The organism is Haloplanus aerogenes, from assembly GCF_003856835.1.
GTDB lineage: Archaea > Halobacteriota > Halobacteria > Halobacteriales > Haloferacaceae > Haloplanus > Haloplanus aerogenes.
This window is the reverse complement of record NZ_CP034145.1, coordinates 1781027-1805969: the sequence shown is the minus strand read 5'-3', so window position 1 is coordinate 1805969 and position 24943 is coordinate 1781027. Positions and strand designations below refer to the sequence as shown.

Sequence of the window (24943 nt, the reverse complement as noted above, 5' to 3'; positions counted from 1 at the left end):
AGCGCGCTGTGCGAACGAGACGAACCGCGAGGGGAGCGTCGACCGCCTCGCCATCCGCGCCGCCTTCCGCCTCCCGGAACCGCTGTCGGATTCGGACGCCGACCGTGCGGTGTCCGCGGCCGTCGACTCGTTGCTCGCCGGTCGGGCCGCCGACGCCGCCGACGAACTGTACGACGCGTTCGGGCCGCTCCGGGAGAGCGCCTGCCACCTGAACCGACGCGAGTGAAGTCAGTCGATGCGGAACGCCGGTTCCGCCACGTTCTCGCTCCGACACTCGGGACAGGTGGAGGGATGGTTGATCGGGTCGTCGAAGCCGTCGAACCCGCAGTCACGGCAGGTCGGCGGTGAGACGAGCACCTGTTCGTCGTCGCGCTCGCGGAGCGAGCGCGCGACGTGTCGCAGGTGATCGTAGACGGCGGAGCGAGACGTGCCGACGCGAGCCGAGAGCTGGCTCGCCGTCGCCGCCTCCTCGCGGAGCGCGTCAGCGATCTGTTCCCGTGTCGTCGACTCCATAGGAGGCGTTGGCGGGGTTCCGACAAATTCCTTTGGCACCCGATCACCGATACAAAAAGAACTTGGCACTGTGGTCGGTCGGCTCTGGTATGAAGGCCATCGTCCTGGCAGGGGGGTACGCGACGCGACTCTGGCCGATCACCAAGCACCGGCCCAAGATGTTTCTGCCGGTGGGCGAGTCTACGGTCATCGACACCGTCTTCGAGGATCTGGAAGCCGACGAGCGCATCTCCGAGGTGTACGTCAGCACGAACGAGCGCTTCGCGGCCGAGTTCGAAACGTATCTGGCGGAGAGCGCGTTCGAGAAGCCGACCCTCTCCGTCGAGGAGACGACCGGGGAAGACGAGAAGTTCGGCGTCGTCGGCGCGCTCGCCCAGCTCATCGACCGCGAAGGGGTCGAGGAAGACCTGCTCGTCGTCGCCGGTGACAACCTCATCAGCTTCGACATCGCGGAGTTCGTCGACTTCTTCGAGGCCAAAGGAACGCCAGCCATCGCCGCCTACGACGTGGGCTCGAAGGAACTGGCGAAGTCGTACGGGCTGGTCGACCTCGACGGCGACCGCATCGTCGACTTCCAGGAAAAACCCGACGACCCCAAAAGTACGCTCGTCTCCATCGCCTGCTACGCCTTCCCCGCGGAGACGCTTCCCCTGTTCGACGAGTATCTGGCTGCCGGCGAGAACCCCGACGAACCGGGCTGGTTCATCCAGTGGATGCAGTCCCGCCAGCCCGTCCACGCCTTCACCTTCGACGGCGCGTGGTTCGACATCGGGACGCCGGAGAGCTATCTCGACGCCGTCGCGTGGCACCTCGGCGGCGACGACTGCGTCGACCCGAGCGCGACGGTCGAGAACGCGGAACTGCGGGGGAACGTCCACGTGATGGCCGGCGCGGAAGTCGTGAACTCGACGCTCGAACGGACCGTCGTCTTCCCGAACGCGACCATCCGCGACGCGGACGTGCGGCGGTCGATCATCGACGAGGAGACGCGGATCGAGAACCTCGACCTCGCGGACGCGCTCATCGGCGCGCACTCGACGATGACGAACGGAACCTAACCCAGCCGCGCGTCCGTGATCCGGAGGTGGCCACGCGACCCCTCCCACACCCGCTCCCACTCCAGTTCGATGGGGCGGGCCATGTGCGGCCCGTCGGTCACCAGCGTCTCGAACTCGCCGCCCTCCCCCAGCGGGTGAACGCCGTACCGCTCGTTCAGGTCGAGTAGATCGTCGAGCGCGTCGGCGTCGAGTCGCCGTCCCAGCCACGATTCGTCGAGGCCGGCGGCCGCAACTTGGATGATCAGAATCTCGAAGCCAGCGTCGAGCATCTCCTCGGCCAGTTCGACCGGGTCGCGCTGCCAGAGCGGGGCGTAGAGGTCGATGCCGAGGCGGTCACACATCGCCTCGATCCGGCTGGTCTGGAACTCGCTCTCGACGGCGCCGGCGGTGACGCCGGTGAGTTCGCCCGCGTCGGCTAACTCGCGGAGCGCCGCCTCCAGCGGTTCGAGTTCGGCGTCACCCTGGGCCGCCGAGTCGGTCGCGGCGTCGGCGCCGAGGTCGTCAGGGTCGATTTCCAGCAACTCGATGCCGATGCTCTCCGCGGCCAGCGATGCCAAGTCCGTCGCCGGGACGTGATACATGTAGGAGTCGTCGCCGGGATGGACCGTCACCAGTCGCGTCACGTTCAGGCCGTCTTCGAGGGCGCGATACAGCGCCCACGAGGAGTCCTTGCCGCCGGAGAAGAGGCTCGCCCACGCACCGTTGTCGGTCATTGGCGTCGGTACAGTGGGCGAGAGGTTAGGGGCTGTGGTTCGGTGGCCGGTATAGCTCGTATCGTACCCGTCAAACGGGCCGCACCGTGCGGAGACGGCACGGCCAGCCGTGGACTACGATACTCGCTACATGTAGCCCAGGTCGCGGAGGCGCTCCATCAGGTCCTCCTTGTCCTGGGCACGGCCGGCGCGCTCGGTCGTGTTCTCGATGTCCTGCAGCCACGCGGGCTCCTCGTCGGACTTCTCGGTGCTGACCTCGCTGCCCAGCGACCGGAAGCCGGCGAAGTACTTCGGGCTGACGGGGATGTCGTCCTGCGTGAGGCCGTTCGGCAGGTCATCGGCACCCTGCGGGACGTAACCCTCGCCCGGGAAGTCCTCGACGGTGTCGGGGACGACGTAGTTCCAGAAGGCGTCCCACACGTCACGCTCCGCGAACTGCAGGATCGGCTGAATGCGGTCGTGGGGCGGGTAGATGTCGGGGTCGTGACGCGGGCTGAAGAACGTCTCGTCGGCACGGGCCTCCTGTTCGTCCCAGCGGACGCCGGAGATGACGCCGTCGATGTCGTACTCCTCCAGCGCGTCGTTGAGGGCGACGGTCTTCAGCAGGTGGTTGCCGACGTAGGTGTCGAGCAGGAACGGGAAGTCGTCCTCCTCGTACTCCAGAATGTTGCGGATGTGGTGCTGGTTGTGTTCGGAGAGTTCCGAGACGGGAATGTCGTCACCGGGTTCCAGCCCGTGTTCGTCGACGTAGTTGCCCACGTCCTCGTTGCGGGCGTAGATCACGTCGAGGTCCCACTCCTCGGCCCAGTGGTCCACGAAGTCGTGGATGGCGTCGAAGTGCTGGTAGTGGTCGATGAACACCGCCGGCGGCGTCTCGAGGTCGAACTGCTCGGCGACCTCCTTGATGAAGTAGAGCGTAAGCGTCGAGTCCTTGCCACCGGTCCACATCACGGCGGGGTTCTCGTACTGTTCGAGACCGATTCGCGTGACCTCGATGGCCTTCTCGATCTTGTCTTCGAGCGTCGGATAGTCGTCCGGCGTCTCGCCCTCGCCGTCCGTGTAGTCGACGTCGAGGTAGTCGGGGAACTCGCTCATCGTGTAATTAGATATAATTAGCCACTGTAAAGTTTCTTTTGCCTTTGGCCGCGATTGTTGGCCATCTCGGGCGTGTGAACCGACAACAAGCGGTAGACGCCTACTCGTCGTCTTTCATCTCACCGAGCTGGTCGATGAGATCGTCGGTCGAGGCGTCCGTCTCGAACGTGACTTTCCCCTCGTGGTCGTTCTCGTGGACGTTGACACCCTCGCCCTCGTCCGTGTTGACTTCCTGATTCTGCTGTTCGGATTCGTCGTAGCTCCCGAAGCCCATACGTACCGCTCGGTGGCACCCGAATTAAAGCGCCCGGTACGACGCTGGATCGGTATGCGTGAACCTTCCCCACGCGAACCAGCCGATAGCCTCATACGCGCCGCCCCGAAACCCGGGTCGCATGCGGTCGGTTCGACGTGGCGTCGCCATCGCCGCCTGCTGTACGCTCCTCCTCGTCCTCCTCGTCGGCTACGGGACGTTGACACCCGATCCGGCGACCGGCCGGTTCCCTAGCAACGGCGCGGTTGCGGCGGGCACGGTCGACACCGGGGACCGGGTCGTCGTCGCCGGCACCGCCCGGGGCGACACGACCGAGGGCACCGTCGTCGACCTCGATGGCGGCCCGCGCGTCGTCGTCAGAGGTCTCGACGCCGCCCCCGGTGCCGACGTGTGGCTCTACGGCATCTACCGCGACGGGTCCATCCGGAACGTGCGGGCCATCGTCCGCGCACCGTGGGAGATCACGTACCTCTACGCCGTCTCGCTACTGGGCGGCCTGCTCACGCTCGGCCGGGTCGTCCGGACGTGGCGCGTCGACACCGACCGGTGGCAGGTCGTCCCGCGTGACCGGGGGGAGGAGTCGGATGGCTGACCTGCTGACCCACGTCCTGTCCGCCTACGTCCTCGCCACCCTCCTGTCACTCCGGGACGACCGGGTCACGCCCGCGATGGTGACCGCGGCGATGGTCGGTGGACTGGTTCCCGACCTGAATCGGCTCGGCCTCCTCGTGCCGTCGTCGACGGCCGAATCGATCCTCGGCGTGCCGTTCGGGTGGGACGCGCTCCTGACCGTCGGCGGCGTCGCCGTCGTTATCGCGCTCGGGACGCTGCTCGTTCCCCGCCAGCTCCGACGCACCACCGCCGCGATGCTGTCGCTGGGTTCCCTGTCGCATTTCGTCCTCGACTCCCTCCTCCTGTTCCCGTCGGGCTACACCCACCCCTACCTCTGGCCGGTGACGGCCGCCGGACTACCGGGACCGAACCTGTTCCTGAGTTCGGCTCGGTGGCCGGCGGCCGTCGCCGTCGTCGTCGCGGGGAGCACGTGGTTCGTGGCGCGTCGACACGGCGGCGCCGATGGATCCGGTTAGCGAGCGGGTGCGAGTCGGCTGGCGAGCAACACCAGTCCGCCGCCGGCGACGCCGACGACGCTGGCGACGGCCAACGCTGGGGCGTACGAGCCGAACGCGTCGAAGCCGCGACCGGCGAGATACGGCCCGACCGAGAACGAGACGGCGAACGCCAGAGTCGTGATGCCGAACAGCGCGTTGATGCTGAGCGTGCCGAACAGGTCGGCCAGAAGCGGCGCCAGCAACGCGATCCAGATCCCCCACCCGAAGCCGAACACGGCGGCGGCGCCGAGCACCGCGAATCGCGTCTGCACGGCCAGCAGGATGGCGATGCCGGCGGCCATGAAGACGCCGCTCGTCGCGATGGTCGGCGGCCGTCCCAGACGGTCAGATGCCGCCCCGCCGACGAACTTGCCGGCGACGTTCAGCCCGCCGATCACGCTGATCGCCAGCACGCCGACCTGACGCCCGATTCCGGCGTTGGTCGTGTATTCGACGAGATTGACGTTCAGGATGCCGACGGGCATGGTGAAACAGACGAAGGCGAGAAACGTGACCGCGAACGCCGGCGACTTCGCGACGCCTTTCATGTGTGCGATCTGGGCGCGCAGGCCGTCGTCCGACGACGACCGCTCCGGGACCCCGTCGGGGAACTCGGCCGCTGGATCGACGTCGAGATCGATCGGCCGGTCAGCGATCACGAGGACCGCGAGCGCCACGATGACGAAAAACGCGATCAGGAGGCCGGCGAACGCCCCCCGCCAGCCGACCGCGACGATCATCGACTCGGCGATCGGCGGGACGACGAGGATGCCGAACCCGGCGCCGGCCGTCGCGACGCCCGTCGCGAACCCGCGGCGGCGCTCGAACCACCGTGTCGGCGTCGTGTTCGAGATGACAAAGAGGATGCCAAAGCCCGACGCGGCCACGACGCCGTAGGAGACGAGGAGGCTGGCGAAGGAGGTGAGTTGCGTCACGCCGAACAGGCCGGCGACGACCAGTCCGGCCCCGAGACCCAGGAGCCGCCGGATGCCGTAGCGGTCGATGACGAACCCGACGATGGCGGCGCTGACGTACGTGACGACCTGCTGGAGCGAGAAGACGACCGACGTGTTCGCGTGCGAGAGGCCGAACTCGTCGAGGATGTGGCTGAAGAACACGCCGAACGACCAGACGGTCCCCCACAGGATCATCCCGACGACGAAACAGGCGGCGACGACGATCCAGCCGTAGTAGACGGGAGCGTGGGTCAACCAGCGGCGGACGCCGAGCGTGGGTGTGTCGAGTGACACGAGTTTACCGTGCGCTCCGGCGACGACGGCGGCTCGGTCGCTCGCGCTCGCGGTACGACGACGTTCGAGAGGGAATCCGGGTGCGTCGGCAGCTCATGTGTGGTCGCGGGTCCATGTGCGTATTCGGGGACGATACGGGACTCCCCTCGCGTCATCGGCCCTTGAATCAGCGGATAGGGGCAAGACGGGCACGTAAATTGGGAATACCCGACACGTCACGGACGCGGTCGGTGGGGTTTCGACCGAGACATCGCGTCGAACCCCGAAAAAGCGGGGATGTTCGGCCGTCAGGTCGCCGGGCGGATGTTCTGATTCACGTGGAAGAGGTTAGTCGGATCGTACTCGGCCTTGACCGCTCGGAGCCGTTCGTAGTTGTCGCCGTAGGTGGCGCGGATTCGGTCCTCGCCCTCGTCCATCATGAAGTTGACGTACGCTCCCTCTTCCGAGTGCGGATGGAGCGCTTCCCAGTACTCGCGAGCCCACTCGGTGATCTTCTCGGCGTTGGCCGGGTCGGGATCGACGCCGACGATGACCATCGACCACGTGGCGTCCCGATTCGCCCACGCCGTCTCGCCGCTGTCGACCCGATGGGCAGCCGCATCGATTGGATAGAGATGCATCCCCGACTTCGCCGTCGGCACGTGGGCGAATCGCTCGTGTTCGGCGATGGCTTCGTCGGTGATTTCGTGCACGAAGTCGGCCTTCCAGTACCACTGATCGCCCGGCGGATAGAGGTCGTCGAACATGCTCTGTAGCGCCGGGTACGGCACGGGACCGACGTGCTCGAACAACGGCTCGGCGATCTCCCGTGCCGGCTGCAACACCGTGTCGACGTCCTCGGCCGACCCGAGATAACACCACATGAGCCCACAGACCATCTCGCCGTGAATCTCCGCCGGGAACGGCTCCGCGGGTGGCACCTGGTGTTTGAGATAGAACGCGTAGACGTCGTCCGGTTGCTCGGGTAGCCAGTCGCGGTACCACCGCATCGTCGATTCGAGTTCGTCGATCGGCCAGAACATCGGCCCGGCGACGACGGTGTCGACCGGGTGGAGGTCGAACTCGAACGACGTAACGACGCCGAAGTTGCCGCCGCCACCACGGAGCGCCCAGAACAGATCCGGGTGTTCGTCGTCGCTGGCGCGGACGAAACTGCCGTCGGCCAGTACGACGTCTGCACTTCGCAGATTGTCGATTGTCAGTCCGTACTTGCGGGTCAGGTAGCCGTGACCGCCGCCGAGCGTGAGGCCACCCACGCCGGTCGTCGAGATGACGCCACTGACCGTCGCCAGGCCGAACGGATGCGTGGCGTGGTCGACGTCACCCCACGTACAGCCGCCGTCGACCCGGACGGTCCGCTCCGTGGGATCGACGCGGACCCCGTTCATCTCCGACAGGTCGATGACCAGCCCGTCGTCCACGAGGGCCAGCCCAGCACCGTTGTGACCGCCGCCGCGGATGGCTATATCGAGGTCGTGTTCGCGGCCGAAGTCGACGGCCGCGATCACGTCCGCGACGTTAGTACATTCGGCGATCAGCCCGGGCCGCTTGTCGATCATCCCGTTGTTGATCGCGCGCGCGTCGTCGTACAGAGGATCACCGGGTTGGATCAGCGCCCCCCGTACCGCTTCCCGAAAGTCGTCGATGGAAGTCTGATCGACTTCCGTTGCTGGTGTTGACATAGTCTCCCCTCTCTGGCGCTCTGTCGACACCTCTCACACCCCCCTCTCCCCCACGGAGAGCGCTAGCTTACCTACACGGTAAATAATGATAAATATTGCCACGATGGAGCGACTGTCGACCGGACACCGTATCCACAGCGACTCGAAACCGCCAGCCTGCACTACGGAAGAGAGTTCCGTGCCCTTCGGCGGCAGATCCCTCCCCGGAGGCCTACGCTACGAGATGAACTGGTTGTCCCGCCAGTTGACGCCGTTTTTCTCGGCCTGTGACTGGCTGGGGTTCTCGACGACTTCGACCGACGCCGGGCGATCCTCGCCCTCGACGATCCGGGTCGCCTTGAGTTCGTCGTCCTCCTCCACGATGGCGGTGAGCGTTCCCTTCTCGGCCATCCGGGCGATATCCCGGAGAACGAGGAACATGGGGTACTGGAGCGCGGTGTTCTGGAGCACCGTCTCGCGGTCACCTTTGAAGCAGGCGAACTCGACGAGTTCCGAGGGAATCTCCTCTTCCTCTTCTTGCCACGGCCCACCGGCCCGTGGCGGCTCCTCCTCGTACACCCGCGTCTCGGTGACGCTGGCTTTGAGCTGTGCGGTCGGCGTGTACTTGCTCAGGTCTTCGTCTTCCGAGACGGCCTTGAGGATGAGTGTGTTGTTGCGTCGTGTGAGGGTTACGTCGGCGATTTCGGGAGGAAGGTCGGGATCCCCCTCGAAATAGTCCTGCACGTCTTCGAGTGGCAGTTCGAGCGTCGAGTGGAGTCGATATACGCGGCCTGACATAGTTTGTTCTCGGCGAAGGTGGCACCGCTACGCCCGTCTACTCGTGTATAGGGGGCGTATGTTTATATGACCTGCTGTTCTCATTGACGGGGCAACACGTCCGGTTACTCGCCGGCGAGTGTCGCCTCGAGCTCGCCCCGTTCGTCGAGTTCCGCGAGGACGTCGCTCCCGCCGACGAACTCGCCCTGGACGTACGTCTGGGGCGTCGTCTCCCACCCACTGTGGGATTCGAGCGCTTCGCGGAACTCCGGCAGCGCCGGCAGCACGTCGACCGTCTCGAAGTCGTCGACGTACTGGTCGATCAGTTCGAGCGCCCGCTGGGAGTAGCCACACTGGGGCATGAGGCGGTTGCCCTTCATGAACAGCACCACGTCGTTCTCCTCGATTGCGGTGTCGACACGTTCCTGCACGGCGTCCGCGTCGAGGTCGCTCCCGGGTTGGAACGTCATGCCGACACGTACGACACCACGACTAAAAGGGGTTGCGCACCGCGCGACGCCCTATTCGTCCGGCGTCGCCGCCAACTCCGCCGCCCGGCCCGTGTAGCCCGCCGGCGTCAGTGCCCGCAGTTCCTCGCGCACCGACTCGTCCACGTCGAGGTCGTCGAACAGGTCGCGGAAGTCCTCGATGGTCACCCGCTGGCCCCGCGTGAGTTCCTTCACACGCTCGTAGGCTTCGGTGTCGCCCTCGCGGCGCAGGATGGTCTGGACCGCCTCGCCGATCACCTCCGGCGTCCCGTCGAGCTCCTCGCGCATCACCTGCTCGTTCGGGACGACCTTCCCCAGCCCCGCCTCAGTTTTGCGGTAGGCGATGAGGCAGTGACCGAGCGCCGCGCCCATGTTCCGCTTGACCGTCGAGTCCGAGAGGTCACGCTGGAGGCGGGAGGTGGTGACGTAGTCCGCGAGGAAGGTCAGATCCGAGTTGGCCTTCGAGAGGTTCCCCTCGCTGTTCTCGAAGTCGATGGGGTTCACCTTGTGGGGCATCGTCGACGACCCCGTCTCCCCTTCCACCGCTCGCTGACCGAGGTAGCGGTCCGAGACGTAGAGCCACGCGTCCCGGTCGAGATCGAGGAGGACGTTGTTGACGCCGCGGAGGGCGTCGAACAGGGCGGCCAGATCGTCACAGGGATTGACCTGTGTCGCCAGCGGCGTGTGATCGAGGCCGAGACCGGTGACGAACTCGCGGGAAAAGGCCGGCCAGTCCACGTCGGGGTAGGCGGCGTCGTGAGCGGCGTAGGTGCCCGAGGCGCCGGCGAGTTTGCCCGAGAGTCCGGTTGCCGCCTCCCGAACCCGGCCCATCGTCCGGCCGAGGCGGGCGGCGACGACGGCCATCTCCTTGCCGAACGTCGTCGGCGTCGCCGGTTGCCCGTGCGTCCGGGCGAGCATCGGCGTATCCCGGTAGTCGTGAGCCAGCGTCCCCAGTTCGTCGCGCACGTCCGCGAGCGCGGGAAGAAGCACTTCCTCGACGGCGGGTTTGAGCAGCAACCGGTGCGCGAGGTTGTTCACGTCCTCGCTGGTGAGGCCGAAGTGAATCCACGGGTGGAGCGACTCCCGCGTCCGCGTCCGCAGGAAGTACTCCACCGCCTTCACGTCGTGGTTGGTCGCGGCGTACCCGTCGGTACCTTCGGTTTCGAGGCGCTTGATCAGGCGGGCGTCCTCGGCGTCGAACTCCTCGTAGCAGGCGCGCAGCGACTCGCGTTCGTCGGCATCGACGGCGACCGGTGTCGCGTCGAGGTCGGCGAGCGCGAGCAGATATTCGACTTCGACGCGGACGCGAGCCCGCATGAGCGCCGACTCGCTGGCGTAGGGAACCAGCGGTTCGGTGTACCGCGCGTAGCGCCCATCGAGCGGCGAGACGGCCGCGAGCGGGTCGCTCCGTGGCAGATCGGTCATGGGCGGCAGTGTCCGGGGACGACGCAAAAGCGTACCGATCCGTTGGATGTCCGTCGAAAGATCACATCGCCGTTTCCTCCTCTCCGCCGACGTTCGTGACCTCGATACCGCCGGACAGTTCGGTGTTGGGGTACGGCATGTCGATCCCTTCGGCATCGAAGCGTGCCTTGACAGCCTCCAGGAACTGAGCGCGCACGCCCCCGTAGCCGCTCTCGGTCGGATCGATCCAGACCCGACCGGAGAGGACGACGGCCGAGTCGCCCAGTTCCGTGACGGGGGCGGTCGGTGCAGGCTCGTCGAGGACCCCGTCGATACGCGACGCCTCGTCGACGATGGCCTCCCGCGCCCGTTCGACGTCGTCCTCGTATCCGATACCGAAGCCGACGGACACCCGGCGTCGGTCGTTCGCGACGTTGTTGACGACTGCCGCGCTAGCGAGGTCGCTGTTCGGGACGGTGACCAACTGGTTGTCGAACGTGTCCAGTTTCGTCACCCGCAGTTGGATCTCTCGAACCACGCCACTGTTCCCGCTCCACTCGATCCAGTCTCCGACCGTGAACGGTTCGTCTTGAATGATGAACACGCCCGCGACGAAGTTGGCGATGAGGTCCTGCGCGGCGAAGCCGACAGCGAGGGCGAGCGCACCGGCGAGGGTGGCGAAGGCGGCTAGGACGACGCCGAAGCCGGCGACCGTCGCGGCCAGTGCGACCGCCACGACGGCGACGACTCCAACCGTCGTACTCACGGCGAGCCCGACGAGCGTCTCGTCGAAGTCGCGGTGCCTGAGTCCGCCCCCCACCGCTCGGGTCACGAAGTACTTTCCGAGCAGGTAGAGGACGACGAACACGACGACGAACAACACGACTGTCGTGACGGCGCTGATCAGCGGCGGGATGTACTGCTGTGGATCGAGCCCGAATTCTTGTTGGAGCAATAACATTAATCCGCATCGACCAAGGATGGCAGAACAGTAATAATTTGTCTCGCGGGGAATCGTGTCGCCGGACGGTCGGAGCCAGTCGGAACTGTTTTTCCCTCGCGCACGCCTCCCACGACCATGCTCAGAATCGCAGGTCTCGCCGGCAATCGCGGACGGAACCTGATGCACATCGCGGATCTGGCGCCCGGGGGCGCCGAGGTAGCGGTGGTCCTCACCGACCACGAATCGGCACCGGTGCTCTCGGCGGCCGCCGACCGCGGCATCCCGACCGAAGTCGTCGAACGCGGCGACGACGAGTCCCGCGCCGACCACGAGGCGCGGATGCGCGACCACCTCGACGACTACGAGTTCGACCTCGTCTGCATGGACGGCTACATGCGCGTCCTCTCGGGCGAGATGCTCGGCGCCTTGCCGACCGTCCTCAACGTCCACCCCTCCCTGCTCCCGTCGTTCCGCGGCGACGACGCCCACGAACAGGCACTGGCGGCGGGCGTCCGGACCACCGGCTGTACCGTCCACGTCGCCACCGAAGAGCTAGACGCCGGCCCCATCGTCACGCAGGAGGCCGTGCCCGTCTACGAAGACGACGACGCTGCTGACCTGAAGCGGCGCGTCCTGCACGAGGCCGAGTTCAAGGCGTATCCACGCGCGGTGAAGTGGTTCGCCGAGGACCGCGTGACGGTCACCGACGACGGCGTCGTCGTCGACGGCGACGAATCGGGGCAGTTCCCCGCCCGCCGCGTCGTCTCTGACGACCGGAGCCGGACGCTGCGCTACGGAGAGAACCCCCATCAGGACGCCGCACTCTACGCCGACGCCGGCGACGACGGCGCGAGCGTCGTCCACGCCGACCAGTTGAACGAGGGGGCGAAGGCGCTCTCGTACAACAACTACAACGACGCCGACGCCGCTCTCGACCTGATCCGGGAGTTCGACGAACCGGCCGCGGCGGTGATCAAACACACCAACCCTGCAGGGTGTGCGACGGCCGACACCCTCGCGCAGGCCTACGACGACGCCCTCGCGACCGACGCCATGAGCGCCTTCGGCGGCATCGTCGCTCTCAACCGCACCTGCGACGCCGCGACGGCCGAGTCCATCGTCGAGTCGTTCAAGGAAGTCGTCGTCGCGCCGGGCTACACCGACGGCGCCCTCGACGTGCTGACCGAGAAGGAGGACCTCCGAATTCTCGACGTTGGCGAACTGGGCGACCGGGGCGACACACTGACCGAGAAGCCGCTGACCGGCGGTCGCCTCGTACAGGAGCGCGACGACTGGGTGCCGACCCGCGACGACCTCGAAATCGTCACCGAGCGCGAACCCACGGCAGAGGAAATCGAGACGATGCTGTTCGCGTGGCGGACGCTGAAACACGTCAAATCCAACGCCATCCTGTTCGCGTCGGGGACCGAAACGGTCGGCATCGGCATGGGACAGGTCAGCCGCGTCGACGCCGTCCGACTGGCGTCGATGAAAGCCGAGGAACACGCGGAGGGCAAGTCGGCGGAGGGGGCGGTGATGGCCTCGGACGCCTTCTTCCCGTTCCCGGACGGCGTGGAAGAAGCCGCCAAATCCGGTATCTCGGCCGTGATCCAGCCCGGCGGGTCGGTGAACGACGAGGACGTGATCGCCGCCGCCGACGAACACGATATGGCGATGGCGTTCACCGGTCACAGGTCCTTCCGGCACGATTAGTACCGGAAGCCAGTGACACGAACGCGGTGACACCCGCCGGACACGACGAAGGGACACCGCACCACAGTCGACCGAACGACGCGGGTGCTGCACGATTTCGACCGCCAGAAGCGAGTTACCGACGATGGTTGCACGGCCGCTCCGCGAACTCCCCGTCCGTTCGACTGCTCGGAGCGGTCACTAGAAGCGTGACTACTGATTATCCGAGGTGATAGCTGGGGGTCAAAATACATCTGTCGCGGGTGGGAAATAGGACAAATGCGAGTAGAGAACGAGCCGATAACCGTTCTTTACGTGAACGACGATCCCGACCTCCTCGAACTCCTGGTCACGGGACTGGAGCGCGAAGTGGAGCAGCTGACCGTCCGAACGGCGACATCGGCACAGAAGGGCCTCGAGATTCTCGACGACGAACCCATCGACTGCATCCTGAGCGATTATCATATGCCCGAACGGACGGGCGTGGAGTTCCTCCGAACCGTCCGAGCCCAGGACGAAGAGATTCCGTTCGTCATGTTCACCGAAACGGGCAGCGAGTCGGTCGCCAGTGCGGCAATTTCGGCGAACGTGACCGATTATATCGTCCGGGAAACGCTCGAGAACCAGCATCCGCTCGTCGCCCAACGGATCATCACGTACGTCGAACGGCATCGGATGGAAGAACGGGCAGCGGAGGCGGACGAACGGTTGCACGAACTCGCCGACATGTCCAACGACGTGCTCTGGACGTTCTCCGCGGACTGGGACGAACTCCTGTTCGTCAACGCGGCGTACGAACCCGTCTTCGGTCAGCCCGCCGAGACGCTTCGCGCCGCGCCGGAATCGTTTCTCGAAGGGGTTCACCCCGACGATCTCGACCGGGTGAAACTGGCGATGCAACGCGTCTCGGAGGGCCAAGCCCAGCAGATCGAATTCCGCGTCGAACACCCGTCGTCGATACAACGATGGGTAGAATCACACTGTAAACCGATCGTGGCCGAGGACGGCACGGTCGAACGGGTGACCGGCTTCACACGCGATATCACCGAGCGCAAGACCCACGAGCGCGATCTAGCGAACCGGAACGAAAAACTGAATCAGTTCACGTCGACCGTCGCACACGACCTGCGAAACCCGCTGAACGTCGTCAACGGTCATCTCGATATCGCCCGGCGGGAGTGTGACAGCGACCACCTGGCGACGTGTTCGCGGGCGATAGAGCAGATGAGCGACATGCTGAAAGACCTCCTGTCGCTCGCACGGACGGGACAGACCATCGGCGAACTGACCACCGTCGACTTCGCCGACCTCGTGCGAGCGAGCGGCACCAACACCGCGATGGCCCGACGGACGCTCGACATCGTGGACTCGGCGCGGATTCGGTGTGATCCGAACCGGCTGAAAGAGGCGTTCGAGAACCTGCTCCGGAACGCGAGCGAACACAACACACAGCCGGTGACGGTCACTGCTGGGGTCCTCCCCGATCGGAGCGGCGTCTATATCGAAGACGACGGGGACGGGATTCCCGAGTCGCGACGGGAGCAGGTGTTCGAGAGCGGCCACACGACGCTCAAGCAAGGCACCGGGTTCGGGCTCTCCATCGTCGAACAGGTCGTCGAGGCACACGGCTGGCGCATCGACGTTCGTACGGCCGAGTCCGGCGGCGCTCGGTTCGAGATCACCGGGATGGAGTTCGTGGACTGATCTGGATCCTACCGTCGCGTCGTCGTGATGTGCAGGCAGGTCACCGCCCCGCTCGTCCGGTGTAACAACGTTTAAGCGCGGCTCGCCACCACGACCACCCATGACGATAACCGTCCCCGGACCGACGCTCGGCGTCGTCGGCGGCGGTCAGCTCGGCCGGATGCTCGCCGAGGCGGCCGCGCCCCTCGGCGTCGAGGTGATCGTCCTCGATCCGACGCCGGACTGTCCAGCCGCGCCCGTCGCTCGCGACCAGATCGTCGGCGACTTCGACGATCCGGACGCCATCAGTCGACTGGCCGAGCGCACCGACGCCCTGACCTACGAGATCGAACTCGCGGACCCGGACTACCTCGCGGACGCGGGCGCCGCGGCCGACGTGCCGGTCCACCCGACGCCGGAGACGCTGCGGACGATTCAGGACAAGTTCGCGGAGAAGGAGATGCTCTCCGAGGCGGGGATTCCGGTCCCCGAATACCGCCGCGTCGACTCGGTGGCCGACCTCGAAGCCGCCGTCGAGGAGTTCGGTGCCGTCATGCTGAAGGCGCGTCACGGTGGCTACGACGGCCGGGGGAACGTTCCGGTTCGATCGGTCGGCGAGGCCGAGGACGCGATCCGCGAGGTCGGGTCCGTCGACGACCCCGACGCCGTCGCGGAGACGTTCGTCGACTTCGAGCGCGAAGTCTCCGTCATCGGCGTGCAGGGCGACGGCGAGGTCCGGACGTTCCCCGTCGGTGAGAACGTCCACGAGGAGGAGATCCTCCGGGAGACGGTCGTTCCCGCGCGGACCACGGAGGCGGTCAAAGAGCGCGCCCAAGCCGTCGCCCGCGACGTACTCGACGCCCTCGACGGCCGCGGCGTCTTCGGCATCGAACTGTTCGAGACGCGCGAGGGCGAGATTCTGGTGAACGAGATCGCACCGCGCCCCCACAACTCCGGACACTGGAGCATCGAAGGGGCGATCACCTCGCAGTTCGAACAGCACGCCCGCGCCGTCCTCGGGTGGCCGCTCGGCTCGACCCGCCAGCGCGCGCCGACGGTGAGCGCCAACATCCTCGGCACGGTCGACGAGACCAAGCCAGCCACCCTCGCCGGCGTCGAACGCGTTCTCGAACGCGAGGGGGCGAACCTCCACTGGTACGGCAAGGACGACGTGCGCCCGCTCCGCAAGATGGGGCACGTGACGGCGACGGGCGAGGAGGGCCGTCGGCCGTCGACCGACGCACTCGACGATCTGCTCGAATCGACCCGCGAACTGCGCGACAGTCTCACTTTCCAATGACCGACGTACACGACCTGATCGACGAGTTGCACGCACAGGCCGACGCCGACTACCCGCCCGAGGCGACCCCCGAGGTGGGGATCATCATGGGGTCGGACTCCGACCTCGACGTGATGGCGGGTGCGTACGACGCCCTGCGCGAACTCGGCTTCGCCGAGCAGACCGACTACGCGAACCCGCCCGAAGCCCGGTTCACGTTCGAGAGCTACGTCGTCTCCGCCCACCGGACGCCGGATCTGATGTACGCCTACGGCGAGACGGCGGCGGAGCGGGGACTGGACGTGATCATCGCGGGCGCGGGCGGGAAATCCGCGGACCTGCCGAACATGACGGCCTCTATCGCCTATCCGCTCCCGGTGATCGGCGTGCCGGTGCAGGAGAAGTCGGTCGACTCGGTGATCGGGATGCCGACTGGCGCGCCCATCGTCGCCGTCGACGCGGGCAAGTCGTACAACGCGGCGCTGTCGGCGGTGCAGATCCTCGGCCGCGAACACGCGGAACTCGTGGAGCGACTGGAAGTCGAACACGACGACCTGCGAGCGGGCGTGGCGGACGTTTCGCGGGCGCTCCACGACCTCGGCATCGACGGATTCCGGGAGCGGGAGGAGTAGTTCCGTCGGGCTTCCGCTGTCTATTTGTAGTCCGGACGGGGAAGATACGTCCGTGACCGTCACCGTTGAGCGGGTCTTCGATCTCTCGCTCCCCATCGAGGAGGTCTGGTCGTTCATCTCCGATCCGGAGAACAGAGCACGGTCCATACAGTTCGTCGACGAGTACCAGATCAACGGCGACGAAGCGACGTGGTACGTGAAGATTCCAGTCCGATTCCTCAACCGACGGATCACGGTCGAGACACGCGACGTGGATCGCGATCCGCCACACTACGTCCGGTTCGTCGGGAAGTCGAAGGTGATGCGCGTCGTCGGCGAACACGAACTCCAAGAAACCGACGACGGCTGTAAGGTAACCATCCGGTTCCGCGTCCAAGAGAAGCTTCCGGGCGTCGAGCGGTTCTTCAAGGCGAACATCGACGACGAGATCCAGAACCTCATCGACGCACTCAAACGGTCCGTCGGCGACTAGATCAGATACTGGTCGATGGCGAGAAAAACCAGCGGGAGGACGACCGAACTGACCAGTTTGACGATGATGTCGACTTGGAACGGGTAGAGCCGGACGTTCTGGTAGTTCTGATACTCCTCTCTGATGTGCTGGAGACGTAACTGATCCGTAACCTCTTGGAGATCGGTCGTGTTTCCGTCGCCCTCCACGCGGCTTCCGCTCCGGACGCGGCGTTTCGCACGTTCGTACTCGCGGCGCAACTGGTCGAGTTGCTTCTCTTGCATCCGCTGTGCCTGTTTGTTGATCTTGTAGGTCGGATAGGCGAACGAGACGGCGATGAATCCCATGTACGAGACGACGATGAGGTAGATGAGCACGGTGAACTCGCTCGTGCGCACGAAAATAAACGCGAGCGGGAGGAGCAACGATCCCGAGGAGAACGTGAGCGTCGTTCGGATCGCGTAGTAGCCGACGAAGCCGAGTCCCCCGAGCCCGTCGGGGTGGAGTGGACTGATGTTGAGCGGTTCACTCGAGAGTTCCCGGATGACCAGCATCGTCGTCAGGACGCCAATGAAGCCGATGCCGGTGAACACCCCGAGCCACACCACGGAGATCAGGAAGACGAAGTAGTAGGGGCCGCCCACGGTGAACATCCCCTCGGCAGCCAGATACGACTGGCTTCGGAAGAACAGCGCCAACAGGAGGAGCGTCCACAGTCCCGTCGGAATCCAGTACTGATCCGAGAAGAAGTGGTCGTATTTCTCGCTGAGGGCGGTGATGCGCTCGTCGTTTTCGACGAGTTCGGTCACCTCCCGGAAGAAGGTCGGCATCACGCGCTCGTCGTAGTACCAGATGAGCGCGGGGCCGATGTTGAGCCAGACGACGGCGAAGAAGATGGCGATGGTGAAATCCTCGGGGACGCGCGCCCGTCCCACCGTCACCACGAACAGGAAGAAGGCGTTCGGAAGGGTTCCGAACCGGACGATGCTCGCGAGGACCGGGTTGTCGATGGGCAGTGGACGGTCGGCCTCGATGACGGCGCTCACCCAGTGTGACGTGTGGTTGTAGTCGAGGGAGTCGCTCAACATGCGTTCAGGTCGGGCGCGGCGTTCCACCGGGCAGCGTCTCGTGCATCACGTCGCCCCGGCGTCGGAGCAGGTCGTAGATTCGGATCCCGTGGACGAGTTCGACGGACGGATCGCTGAGCAACGCGAACCAGGCTTTCATCGCGAGCCGGCGTGGGAACTGTGGACCACCCCAGATGAACAGTCGCGCCTGCTTGGAGTGGTGGAGTTCGGGGTGAACGTACTCGTGGAGCATGTCGGTGTAGTCGTCCGCGACTGCGGCCGTCGTGCCCGACTCCGCGCGGTCGATAGCCCACGCCGCCAGTTCCCCGCTTCGCTGGGCGTAGAAGATGCCCTCGCCCGTGATGGCGTCGACGGTGCCGGCGGCGTCGCCGACGAGGAGGACGTTCCCGTGGGCCGGGCGGTCGAGATAGTTGCCGAACGGAATCGGGTGGCCCTTGACTGTGTCGGGATCGTAGTCGAATCCGAGCAGGTCGAAGTAGTCGTCGAGGATGCGCCGGAACCCCCGGTCGTTCTTGGCGTTGAGTCCCCCGACACCGACGAGGAGGCGGTCGGTGTTCGGGAACACCCACCCGTAGCCCCAATCCAGAACACCGAAGTGAAGCATCGGGTAGTCGATGTCGACGTCGATAGCGTCCCGTGGGACGTACGCCTCGGCGGCGATGGCGAGATTCTTTCGCCACCCGCTGGTGTCGACGAGGCCCTCGTCGGCCAACTGGCTCCGGATACGGCTGGAGGCGCCGTCGGCACCGACGATGTAGTCCGCAGTGAACGTTTCACCGTCGGTCGTTTCGACGGTCGATCCCTCTATGTCGATGCGGCTGACCCCGTCCCCGAGATGGGTGTCGACACCCGCCTCGACGGCCCGGTCGTGGAGGAACTCGTCGTACTCGAACCGCTTGGCGAAGTAGAACGGCACGTCGATACTGTCCCGGAGAACGAGGTCGTCGTTGAAGTAGGCGGCGTACTCATCGGCGCCGAAATTCAGGATGCCCTCGTCGACGAGATGGCTCTCGGATTCGTCGAACACGCGGTCGAGGAGTCGGAGCGTCTTGTACGTGATGAGACCGCCACAGAGCTTGTCGCGTGGAAACGTCTCCCTGTCGATCAACAGGACATCGTGGCCGAACTGTTGTAGCTGATAGGCCGCCGTTGATCCCCCCGGCCCCCCACCGACGACGACAACATCGTACGCAGTCCGGTCGCGCGCTGGCATTACGTAAGTTCCACACCCGGACCGCATTATCTCTTTCCGTCGTCCGGCAGTCAGCTGACGAATTGTGACACGACTGTTCCCCTCTGTCGCCAGCTCTGCCTTTTTTCGCGTGTCTGAGCGGCTTAGATGACCGTGAGAACGTAAATCAACGCTTATAACGGAGGGTTTCTAACTTCGGTACGTTCAGGAGACTTGTATATGAACCAATGGATTGCCATCGGTGCGTTGGGACTCGTCGGAGTCGGCCTCCCAGTGGGGATGATGGTCGCCTCGGCACTCCTGCGTCCCACCGTACCGGAGCAAGGAAAAACAACACCCTACGAGAGCGGCGAGGTCCCGACGGGGACGGCGCACGTCCAGTTCAACATCCAGTACTACATGGTCGCGCTGCTGTTCGTCATCTTCGACGTCGAGACCGTCCTGATCTTCCCGTGGACCTTGATTTATCGGTCCGCGCTGGAGGGCGGGGCGTCCCTCGTCGAAACCCTCGTGCCGATGCTGGTGTTCATCGGGGTTCTCGTCGTCGGTCTCGTCTGGGCCTGGCGGAACGGCGCGGTCAAGTGGGTCAAGAGCCCGCGTGCATCCCGCCGTAAAACGGAGCGTCAATCATGAGTAGCGAACAGGAACGATTCATCACCGACACGAGTCAGGTAGGAAGCGAGACACGCGACGCCCGTATCGGGGCGTCGGGAACCGACAACCGGTTCAATTCCAAACTTCGCGAGGCGTTCGGCTCCTCGCCGTTCATCCTCACGAAGTTCGACCGGTTCATGGAGTGGGTGCGTGGCTCCTCGATGTTCATGCTACAGTTCGGCATCGCCTGCTGTAGTATCGAGATGATGCACACGTACGCGGTCAAACACGACCTCGACCGGTTCGGGGCCGGCGTGCCGCGCGCGTCGCCGCGACAGGCCGACGTGATCATCGTCCCGGGGACCATCGTCTCCAAGTTCGCCCCGCGGATGAAGCGCGTCTACGACCAGATGCCGGAACCGAAGTTCGTCGTCGGCATGGGGTCGTGTACCATCTCCGGCGGCCCGTTCCAGGAGGGGTACAACGTCGTCAAGGGTGCCGAGGAAGTCATCCCGGTCGACATCCACATCCCGGGCTGTCCGCCTCGACCCGAGGCGCTGATCTACGGCGTCGCGAAGTTGCAGGAGCGGATCGCCAACGGCGAGAGTTCGCCGGTGACGGTCAAACCCTACGAACTCGAACAGTTCAGCGACCTCGACCGCGACGAAGTGGTGGACAAGCTCGCCGAACAGATCGACGAGGACGACCTCGTCATGCGCTACAACTGGGCTGACTCGCCATGAGCCTCGAAGAATCCACTCCGGATACGGTCGAGAAGACGACCGCCGAGGAGATCGAGGACCTGCTCGGCGATCTGGTCCTCGACCGTGACGACCACCTCAACGCACCGGGCTTCGTCGTGCGGCCGGACGAGGTGCAGGACGCCCTCTTCCGCCTGCGCGACGAGGCCGGCTACGACCACCTCTCCTGTGTCACCGCACAGGAGTACGAGGACCGCTACGAGTCCATCTACCACCTCAAGAAGTACGACGACCCGACGGACGAGGTGAGCGTCGTCGTGCCGACGCCGACCGACAATCCGGTGAGCCAGTCGGCCGAACCCGTCTACCGCACCGCCGACTGGCACGAACGCGAGGCGTACGACCTCGTCGGCATCGAGTACGATGACCACCCGGACATGCGCCGTATCCTCCTGCCCGAGACGTGGCAGGGGCATCCACTGGGCCGGGATTACGATCAGGATCGACCGCAGATCGTCCCCCTGCGCGAACACGCCAACCCGTTGCAGGAGGACCACGCGAGCGACGCGGGCGACACGATGTTCCTCAACATCGGGCCGCACCACCCGGCGACCCACGGCGTCCTCCACCTCAAGACCATCCTCGACGGCGAACAGGTGGTCGACGTGGAGTCCGACATCGGCTACCTCCACCGCTGCGAGGAGCAGATCTGTCAGCAGGGGACGTATCGCTACCAGATCATGCCCTACCCGGACCGATGGGACTACATCTCGGCGGGGCTGCTCAACGAGTGGGCGTACGCCCGCGTCGCGGAGGACCTCGCGGACATCGAGGTGCCGGAGTACGCGCAGGTCATCCGGACGCTGGGCGCCGAGTTGTGTCGGATCGCGGCCCACATGCTCGCGGTCGGCACCTTCGCGCTCGACGTGTATGGCGACTTCACCGCCATCTTCATGTACGCCATCCGCGACCGCGAGAAGACCCAGAACATCCTCGAAGAACTCACGGGCCAGCGCCTGATGTTCAACTACTTCCGTCTCGGCGGGGTCGTCTGGGACCTGCCCGAACCCCGCGAGGAGTTCTTCGAGCTGATCCGTGACTTCCTCGACGACCTCCCGGAGGCCCTCGAGGAGTACCACGACCTCATCTCCGCGAACGAGATCCTGCAGGTGCGCACGGTCGACACCGGCGTCCTGCCGCCGGAGGTCGCCAAGAGCTACGGGGCGACCGGTCCCGTCGCGAGGGGTTCAGGAATCGACTACGACCTCCGTCGTGACGACCCCTACGGCTACTACGACGAACTCGACTGGAACGTCGTCACGGAGGACGGCTGTGACAACTACAGCCGCCTGCTCGTCCGTCTGCGCGAGGTGGAGGAGTCCGCGAAGATCATCGAGCAGTGTGTCGACCTGCTCGAAGATTGGCCGGAAGACGAGCGGACGATCCAGAGCAACGTGCCGCGGACGATCCGGCCGGACGACGACACCGAGATCTACCGTGCCGTCGAGGGCGCGAAAGGCGAACTCGGTATCTACGTCCGCGCGGACGGCACCGAGAAGCCGGCCCGGTTCAAGATCCGGAGCCCGTGTTTCTCGAACCTCCAGACGCTGCCGGAGATGTCCAACGGTGAGTACATCCCCGACCTGATCGCGTCGCTCGGCAGCCTCGACATCGTCCTCGGCGAGGTGGATCGCTGATGGATCCGGTGCTGCTCCAGTCGGGGACACCGACGCCGACGGGCACCGCGAACGCGACGGCCAACGCCACCGCCACCGCCTCCGGCCCGGTGACGACGCTCCCCGAGACCATCTCGGGTGCGCTCGGCCTCACCGGCACGTTCGGTGACATCGTCGGCGGCCTGATCGGCGCCTTCCTCATCGCCAACATCATGCTCGGTATGACGGCGCTGGCCGGGCCGTGGGCCAAGCGGAAGATCACGGCCGCGTTCACGGACCGTATCGCCGTCAACCGGATCGGGCCATTCGGCCTGCTGATCATCGTGGCCGACGCGGTCCGCCTGCTCTCGAAGGAACTGATCATTCCGGAAGGCGTCGACCGGCCGGCGTGGGACATCGCGCCCATCATCCTGCCGTTCTCGGCGCTGCTCGGCTTCGCGGTCATCCCGTTCGGGAGCGGCCTCCAACTGGCCGACCCCGAGACGGGCATCGTCTTCGCGTTCGCGGCCGCCTCCATCGCGTCGGTCGGTCTCGTGATGGCTGGCTACGCGTCGAACAACAAGTACTCGCTGCTGGGGGCGCTGCGCTCTATCGCGCAGAACCTCGCGTACGAGATTCCGCTGGTCATCACGGCGGCGTCGGTGATCATCTTCGCCGGCACCTTCCGGACGAGCGAAATCGTCGCAGCCCAGACGGAGACGCTCGTGACCATCGCGGGCATCGCGATTCCGGGCTGGTACGCGTTCGTCAACCCGTTCGCGTTCGTCCTCTTCATCGCGGCGAACATGGCAGAGATTGGCCGGAACCCGTTCGACATTCCGGAGGCGCCGACCGAAATCGTCGCCGGGTATCAGACCGAATATTCGAGCGTCTACTTCGTGCTGTTCTACCTCGGGGAGTTCATCCACATCTTCCTCGGCGGCGCGCTGATCGCCGTCCTCTTCCTCGGCGGCCCGGCGGGACCGGTCCTGCCCGGGTTCGTCTGGATGGTGATCAAGATGTGGGCGTTCTTCCTGTTCACGCAGTGGGCCCGCTCCGCGGTCCCGCGCGTGCGTATCGACCAGCTAATAGAGATCGGCTGGAAGGGGATGCTCGTGCTTTCCTTCGCTAACCTGGTGCTCACGGCAGTCCTCGTGGGAGTGATCGCGTAATGATTGGAATCCTCAAAGGCATGGCGGTAACGATGAAACACGCGCTGGACGGGAAGACGTTCACCGTCGAGTATCCCGACGTGGCGCCGGAAGTGAGCCCACGGTTCCGGGGCGTCCACAAGTTCAGCCAGGAGCGCTGTATCTGGTGTCGGCAGTGCGAGAACGTCTGTCCGAACGACACGATCCAGATCGTGCAGGACGACCAGCGCAACGGCGAACAGTACAACCTCCACATCGGCCAGTGTATCTACTGCCGACTCTGCGAGGAGGTGTGTCCGGTGGACGCCATCCTGCTGACCCAGAACTTCGAGTTCACGGCGGACACCAAGGACGACTTCGTCTACAACAAAGAGCAGTTGAAGAACGTCCCGTGGTACAAGGGAATCGACCCGCTCGAATCGCGCAACCCGGACCGGAGCGCGTGGATCGGCGAGGGTGACGGCGAAATCGACTACCAGTGATAGCCGAGTCGGCGCTGAGCCGTCTCGAAACGTTCAAAGGAATACCTCAAGCAAATTCAAGCAATGGTGTATGAAACGATCGCGTTCGCGCTGTTCGCCCTGATCACACTGGGCTGCAGCCTGGGCGTCGTCCTGGTCGAGGACGTGTGGCACTCCGCACTCCTCCTCGGCGGCGCCCTGTTGAGCGTCGCGGTACATTACGTGATGATGCAGGCGGAGTTTCTCGCCGCCATGCAGATACTCGTCTACGTGGGCGGGGTTCTCATCCTCATCACGTTCGCCGTGATGCTCACGAAATCGACAGCGGCAGCGGAATCGGCATCGACAACGGAGGTGCGTGAGACGTGACGACGAAACCCGAACTCCGGACGGGGGCGCACCTGCTGCCCGGCCTCGCGGCCGTCGTCCTCTTCGTCGTGATGGCCGCGGCCATTCTCCAAGCCTCGTTCGGCGACCCGCAAGGGTTCGGACCGGACGCCCCGATCACGGCGAGCATCGGCTACGCGATGTTCAATCTCGACATGGGAGCAATCCCGGGCGAGGGCATGCTCGTCGCGTTCGAGATCATCGACATCGTCCTCGTGGCCGCGCTCGTGGCCGCGGTGATGCTCGCCCGGCGCGAACACGAAGGGAGCGTCGTGGCCCTCCTGGCCGACGGTGGCCGGGAGGTTCGTGACAAACTGACGGATGGCGAGAGCGAGGAGCGACGCTCCTCGGACGGGCGGCCGCAGGCCGATCAGGGAGGTGACCGCTGATGGTTCCGGTTCAGTGGTACCTCCTGCTGGCCGCGGCCGTGTTCTGTATCGGCCTCTTTGGCATCCTGACCCGGCAGAACGCGCTGCTGTTCCTGATGTCGGTCGAACTCATGCTGAACGCGGCCAACATCAACCTCGTGGCCTTCTCGGCCTACTGGGGCAACGTCACCGGCCAGACGTTCAGCCTGTTCACGATGGCGCTCGCCGCCGCCGAAGTCGCCGTCGGCATCGGGATCATCCTCGTGCTGTACCGCAACTTCGGCGACGTCGACGTGACGCTGGCAAAGGAGATGAGGTGGTAAC

At 65.3% G+C, this 24943-nt stretch carries 28 protein-coding genes; 16 read left to right on the top strand and 12 right to left on the bottom strand.

All coding sequences use genetic code 11. The annotated features are described in order from the left end of the window. Positions 1 to 228: 228 nt before the first annotated feature. A complete protein-coding gene (locus tag DU502_RS09185) occupies positions 229 to 513 on the bottom strand; it encodes a transcriptional regulator (RefSeq protein WP_121919084.1) in 285 nt (94 codons plus the stop codon). A gap of 89 nt (positions 514 to 602) precedes the next feature. On the opposite strand from DU502_RS09185, the gene DU502_RS09180 reads away from it, so the two are divergent. Continuing rightward, positions 603 to 1571, top strand: a complete 969-nt coding sequence (locus DU502_RS09180; protein WP_121919083.1) for a sugar phosphate nucleotidyltransferase — start codon at positions 603 to 605, stop codon at positions 1569 to 1571. Here DU502_RS09180 and DU502_RS09175 read toward each other — a convergent pair. The 3 genes from DU502_RS09175 to DU502_RS09165 all read right to left on the bottom strand — a co-directional run bounded on the left by DU502_RS09175 (position 1568) and on the right by DU502_RS09165 (position 3653). After that, positions 1568 to 2284: a diphthine--ammonia ligase gene (locus DU502_RS09175; RefSeq protein ID WP_121919082.1), complete on the bottom strand. Its 717-nt coding sequence runs from the start codon at positions 2282 to 2284 to the stop codon at positions 1568 to 1570. The genes DU502_RS09180 and DU502_RS09175 overlap by 4 nt on opposite strands. A 126-nt stretch (positions 2285 to 2410) precedes the next feature. Continuing rightward, positions 2411 to 3379, bottom strand: coding sequence for a phosphoadenosine phosphosulfate reductase family protein (locus tag DU502_RS09170; RefSeq protein ID WP_121919081.1), 969 nt, complete (start codon positions 3377 to 3379; stop codon positions 2411 to 2413). A gap of 100 nt (positions 3380 to 3479) precedes the next feature. Beyond that, positions 3480 to 3653, bottom strand: a complete 174-nt coding sequence (locus DU502_RS09165; protein ID WP_121919080.1) for a DUF5786 family protein — start codon at positions 3651 to 3653, stop codon at positions 3480 to 3482. Between the two features lie 121 nt (positions 3654 to 3774). Between DU502_RS09165 and DU502_RS09160 the strand changes: the two genes are divergently transcribed. Beyond that, positions 3775 to 4245 (top strand): hypothetical protein, encoded by a 471-nt coding sequence (locus DU502_RS09160; RefSeq protein WP_121919079.1) that lies wholly within the window; start codon positions 3775 to 3777, stop codon positions 4243 to 4245. Next, positions 4238 to 4741 (top strand): metal-dependent hydrolase, encoded by a 504-nt coding sequence (locus tag DU502_RS09155; RefSeq protein WP_121919078.1) that lies wholly within the window; start codon positions 4238 to 4240, stop codon positions 4739 to 4741. Before DU502_RS09160 ends, DU502_RS09155 begins: the two co-directional genes overlap by 8 nt. On the opposite strand, the gene DU502_RS09150 is transcribed toward DU502_RS09155, so the two are convergent. The 6 genes from DU502_RS09150 to DU502_RS09125 all read right to left on the bottom strand — a co-directional run bounded on the left by DU502_RS09150 (position 4738) and on the right by DU502_RS09125 (position 11303). Then, on the bottom strand, positions 4738 to 6012 hold the full coding sequence (locus DU502_RS09150) for an MFS transporter (protein WP_121919077.1): 1275 nt from the start codon (positions 6010 to 6012) through the stop codon (positions 4738 to 4740). The two genes, DU502_RS09155 and DU502_RS09150, sit on opposite strands and share 4 nt — an antisense overlap. 287 nt (positions 6013 to 6299) lie before the next feature. Next, positions 6300 to 7694: an FAD-binding oxidoreductase gene (locus tag DU502_RS09145; RefSeq protein ID WP_121919076.1), complete on the bottom strand. Its 1395-nt coding sequence runs from the start codon at positions 7692 to 7694 to the stop codon at positions 6300 to 6302. A 216-nt stretch (positions 7695 to 7910) separates the two neighbouring features. Further along, the gene (locus DU502_RS09140) at positions 7911 to 8471 is read right to left on the bottom strand and encodes a DUF7110 family protein (RefSeq protein ID WP_121919075.1); all 561 of its coding nucleotides are present in this window, start codon (positions 8469 to 8471) and stop codon (positions 7911 to 7913) included. Between the two features lie 104 nt (positions 8472 to 8575). Further along, the gene (locus tag DU502_RS09135) at positions 8576 to 8920 is read right to left on the bottom strand and encodes a glutaredoxin family protein (protein WP_121919074.1); all 345 of its coding nucleotides are present in this window, start codon (positions 8918 to 8920) and stop codon (positions 8576 to 8578) included. A 51-nt stretch (positions 8921 to 8971) separates the two neighbouring features. Beyond that, positions 8972 to 10363 (bottom strand): adenylosuccinate lyase, encoded by a 1392-nt coding sequence (purB, locus tag DU502_RS09130; protein ID WP_121919073.1) that lies wholly within the window; start codon positions 10361 to 10363, stop codon positions 8972 to 8974. A 61-nt stretch (positions 10364 to 10424) separates the two neighbouring features. Next, complete coding sequence (locus DU502_RS09125) at positions 10425 to 11303, bottom strand: mechanosensitive ion channel family protein (protein WP_121919072.1); 879 nt, start codon at positions 11301 to 11303, stop codon at positions 10425 to 10427. A gap of 117 nt (positions 11304 to 11420) precedes the next feature. Here DU502_RS09125 and purH point away from each other — a divergent pair, with 117 nt between their 5' ends. The 5 genes from purH to DU502_RS09100 all read left to right on the top strand — a co-directional run bounded on the left by purH (position 11421) and on the right by DU502_RS09100 (position 17043). Continuing rightward, on the top strand, positions 11421 to 12998 hold the full coding sequence (gene purH, locus DU502_RS09120) for a bifunctional phosphoribosylaminoimidazolecarboxamide formyltransferase/IMP cyclohydrolase (RefSeq protein WP_121919071.1): 1578 nt from the start codon (positions 11421 to 11423) through the stop codon (positions 12996 to 12998). 258 nt (positions 12999 to 13256) lie between these two features. Beyond that, positions 13257 to 14681 (top strand): ATP-binding response regulator, encoded by a 1425-nt coding sequence (locus DU502_RS09115; RefSeq protein ID WP_121919070.1) that lies wholly within the window; start codon positions 13257 to 13259, stop codon positions 14679 to 14681. 100 nt (positions 14682 to 14781) lie between these two features. Next, a complete protein-coding gene (locus DU502_RS09110; protein WP_121919069.1) occupies positions 14782 to 15960 on the top strand; it encodes a 5-(carboxyamino)imidazole ribonucleotide synthase in 1179 nt (392 codons plus the stop codon). Continuing rightward, positions 15957 to 16571 carry a 5-(carboxyamino)imidazole ribonucleotide mutase gene (gene purE / locus DU502_RS09105; protein ID WP_121919068.1) on the top strand — a complete coding sequence of 205 codons (615 nt, stop codon included), beginning with the start codon at positions 15957 to 15959 and terminating at the stop codon, positions 16569 to 16571. The genes DU502_RS09110 and purE overlap by 4 nt, the downstream gene beginning before the upstream one ends. Before the next feature lie 52 nt (positions 16572 to 16623). Next, complete coding sequence (locus DU502_RS09100; RefSeq protein WP_121919067.1) at positions 16624 to 17043, top strand: CoxG family protein; 420 nt, start codon at positions 16624 to 16626, stop codon at positions 17041 to 17043. Here DU502_RS09100 and DU502_RS09095 read toward each other — a convergent pair. Both DU502_RS09095 and DU502_RS09090 read right to left on the bottom strand, forming a co-directional pair. Next, positions 17040 to 18110, bottom strand: coding sequence for a fatty acid desaturase family protein (locus tag DU502_RS09095; RefSeq protein WP_124897053.1), 1071 nt, complete (start codon positions 18108 to 18110; stop codon positions 17040 to 17042). The genes DU502_RS09100 and DU502_RS09095 overlap by 4 nt on opposite strands. A 4-nt stretch (positions 18111 to 18114) precedes the next feature. Next, on the bottom strand, positions 18115 to 19323 hold the full coding sequence (locus DU502_RS09090) for a geranylgeranyl reductase family protein (protein WP_158601123.1): 1209 nt from the start codon (positions 19321 to 19323) through the stop codon (positions 18115 to 18117). A 198-nt stretch (positions 19324 to 19521) separates the two neighbouring features. On the opposite strand from DU502_RS09090, the gene DU502_RS09085 reads away from it, so the two are divergent. The 8 genes from DU502_RS09085 (at position 19522) to nuoK (ending at position 24942) form a co-directional block, all read left to right on the top strand. Next, a complete protein-coding gene (locus tag DU502_RS09085; protein WP_121919064.1) occupies positions 19522 to 19935 on the top strand; it encodes an NADH-quinone oxidoreductase subunit A in 414 nt (137 codons plus the stop codon). Beyond that, positions 19932 to 20639, top strand: a complete 708-nt coding sequence (locus DU502_RS09080; RefSeq protein WP_121919063.1) for an NADH-quinone oxidoreductase subunit B — start codon at positions 19932 to 19934, stop codon at positions 20637 to 20639. The genes DU502_RS09085 and DU502_RS09080 overlap by 4 nt, the downstream gene beginning before the upstream one ends. Further along, positions 20636 to 22294, top strand: a complete 1659-nt coding sequence (locus DU502_RS09075) for an NADH-quinone oxidoreductase subunit D (RefSeq protein WP_121919062.1) — start codon at positions 20636 to 20638, stop codon at positions 22292 to 22294. The genes DU502_RS09080 and DU502_RS09075 overlap by 4 nt, the downstream gene beginning before the upstream one ends. Further along, positions 22294 to 23424, top strand: coding sequence for a complex I subunit 1/NuoH family protein (locus tag DU502_RS09070; protein ID WP_121919061.1), 1131 nt, complete (start codon positions 22294 to 22296; stop codon positions 23422 to 23424). The genes DU502_RS09075 and DU502_RS09070 overlap by 1 nt, the downstream gene beginning before the upstream one ends. Beyond that, a complete protein-coding gene (locus tag DU502_RS09065) occupies positions 23424 to 23885 on the top strand; it encodes a NuoI/complex I 23 kDa subunit family protein (protein WP_049936392.1) in 462 nt (153 codons plus the stop codon). The genes DU502_RS09070 and DU502_RS09065 overlap by 1 nt, the downstream gene beginning before the upstream one ends. Before the next feature lie 63 nt (positions 23886 to 23948). Continuing rightward, complete coding sequence (locus DU502_RS09060) at positions 23949 to 24233, top strand: NADH-quinone oxidoreductase subunit J (RefSeq protein WP_121919060.1); 285 nt, start codon at positions 23949 to 23951, stop codon at positions 24231 to 24233. Further along, positions 24230 to 24640 (top strand): proton-conducting membrane transporter, encoded by a 411-nt coding sequence (locus DU502_RS09055; protein ID WP_121919059.1) that lies wholly within the window; start codon positions 24230 to 24232, stop codon positions 24638 to 24640. Before DU502_RS09060 ends, DU502_RS09055 begins: the two co-directional genes overlap by 4 nt. Continuing rightward, on the top strand, positions 24640 to 24942 hold the full coding sequence (gene nuoK / locus DU502_RS09050; RefSeq protein WP_121919058.1) for an NADH-quinone oxidoreductase subunit NuoK: 303 nt from the start codon (positions 24640 to 24642) through the stop codon (positions 24940 to 24942). Before DU502_RS09055 ends, nuoK begins: the two co-directional genes overlap by 1 nt. The last annotated feature ends 1 nt before the right edge of the window (position 24943 follow it).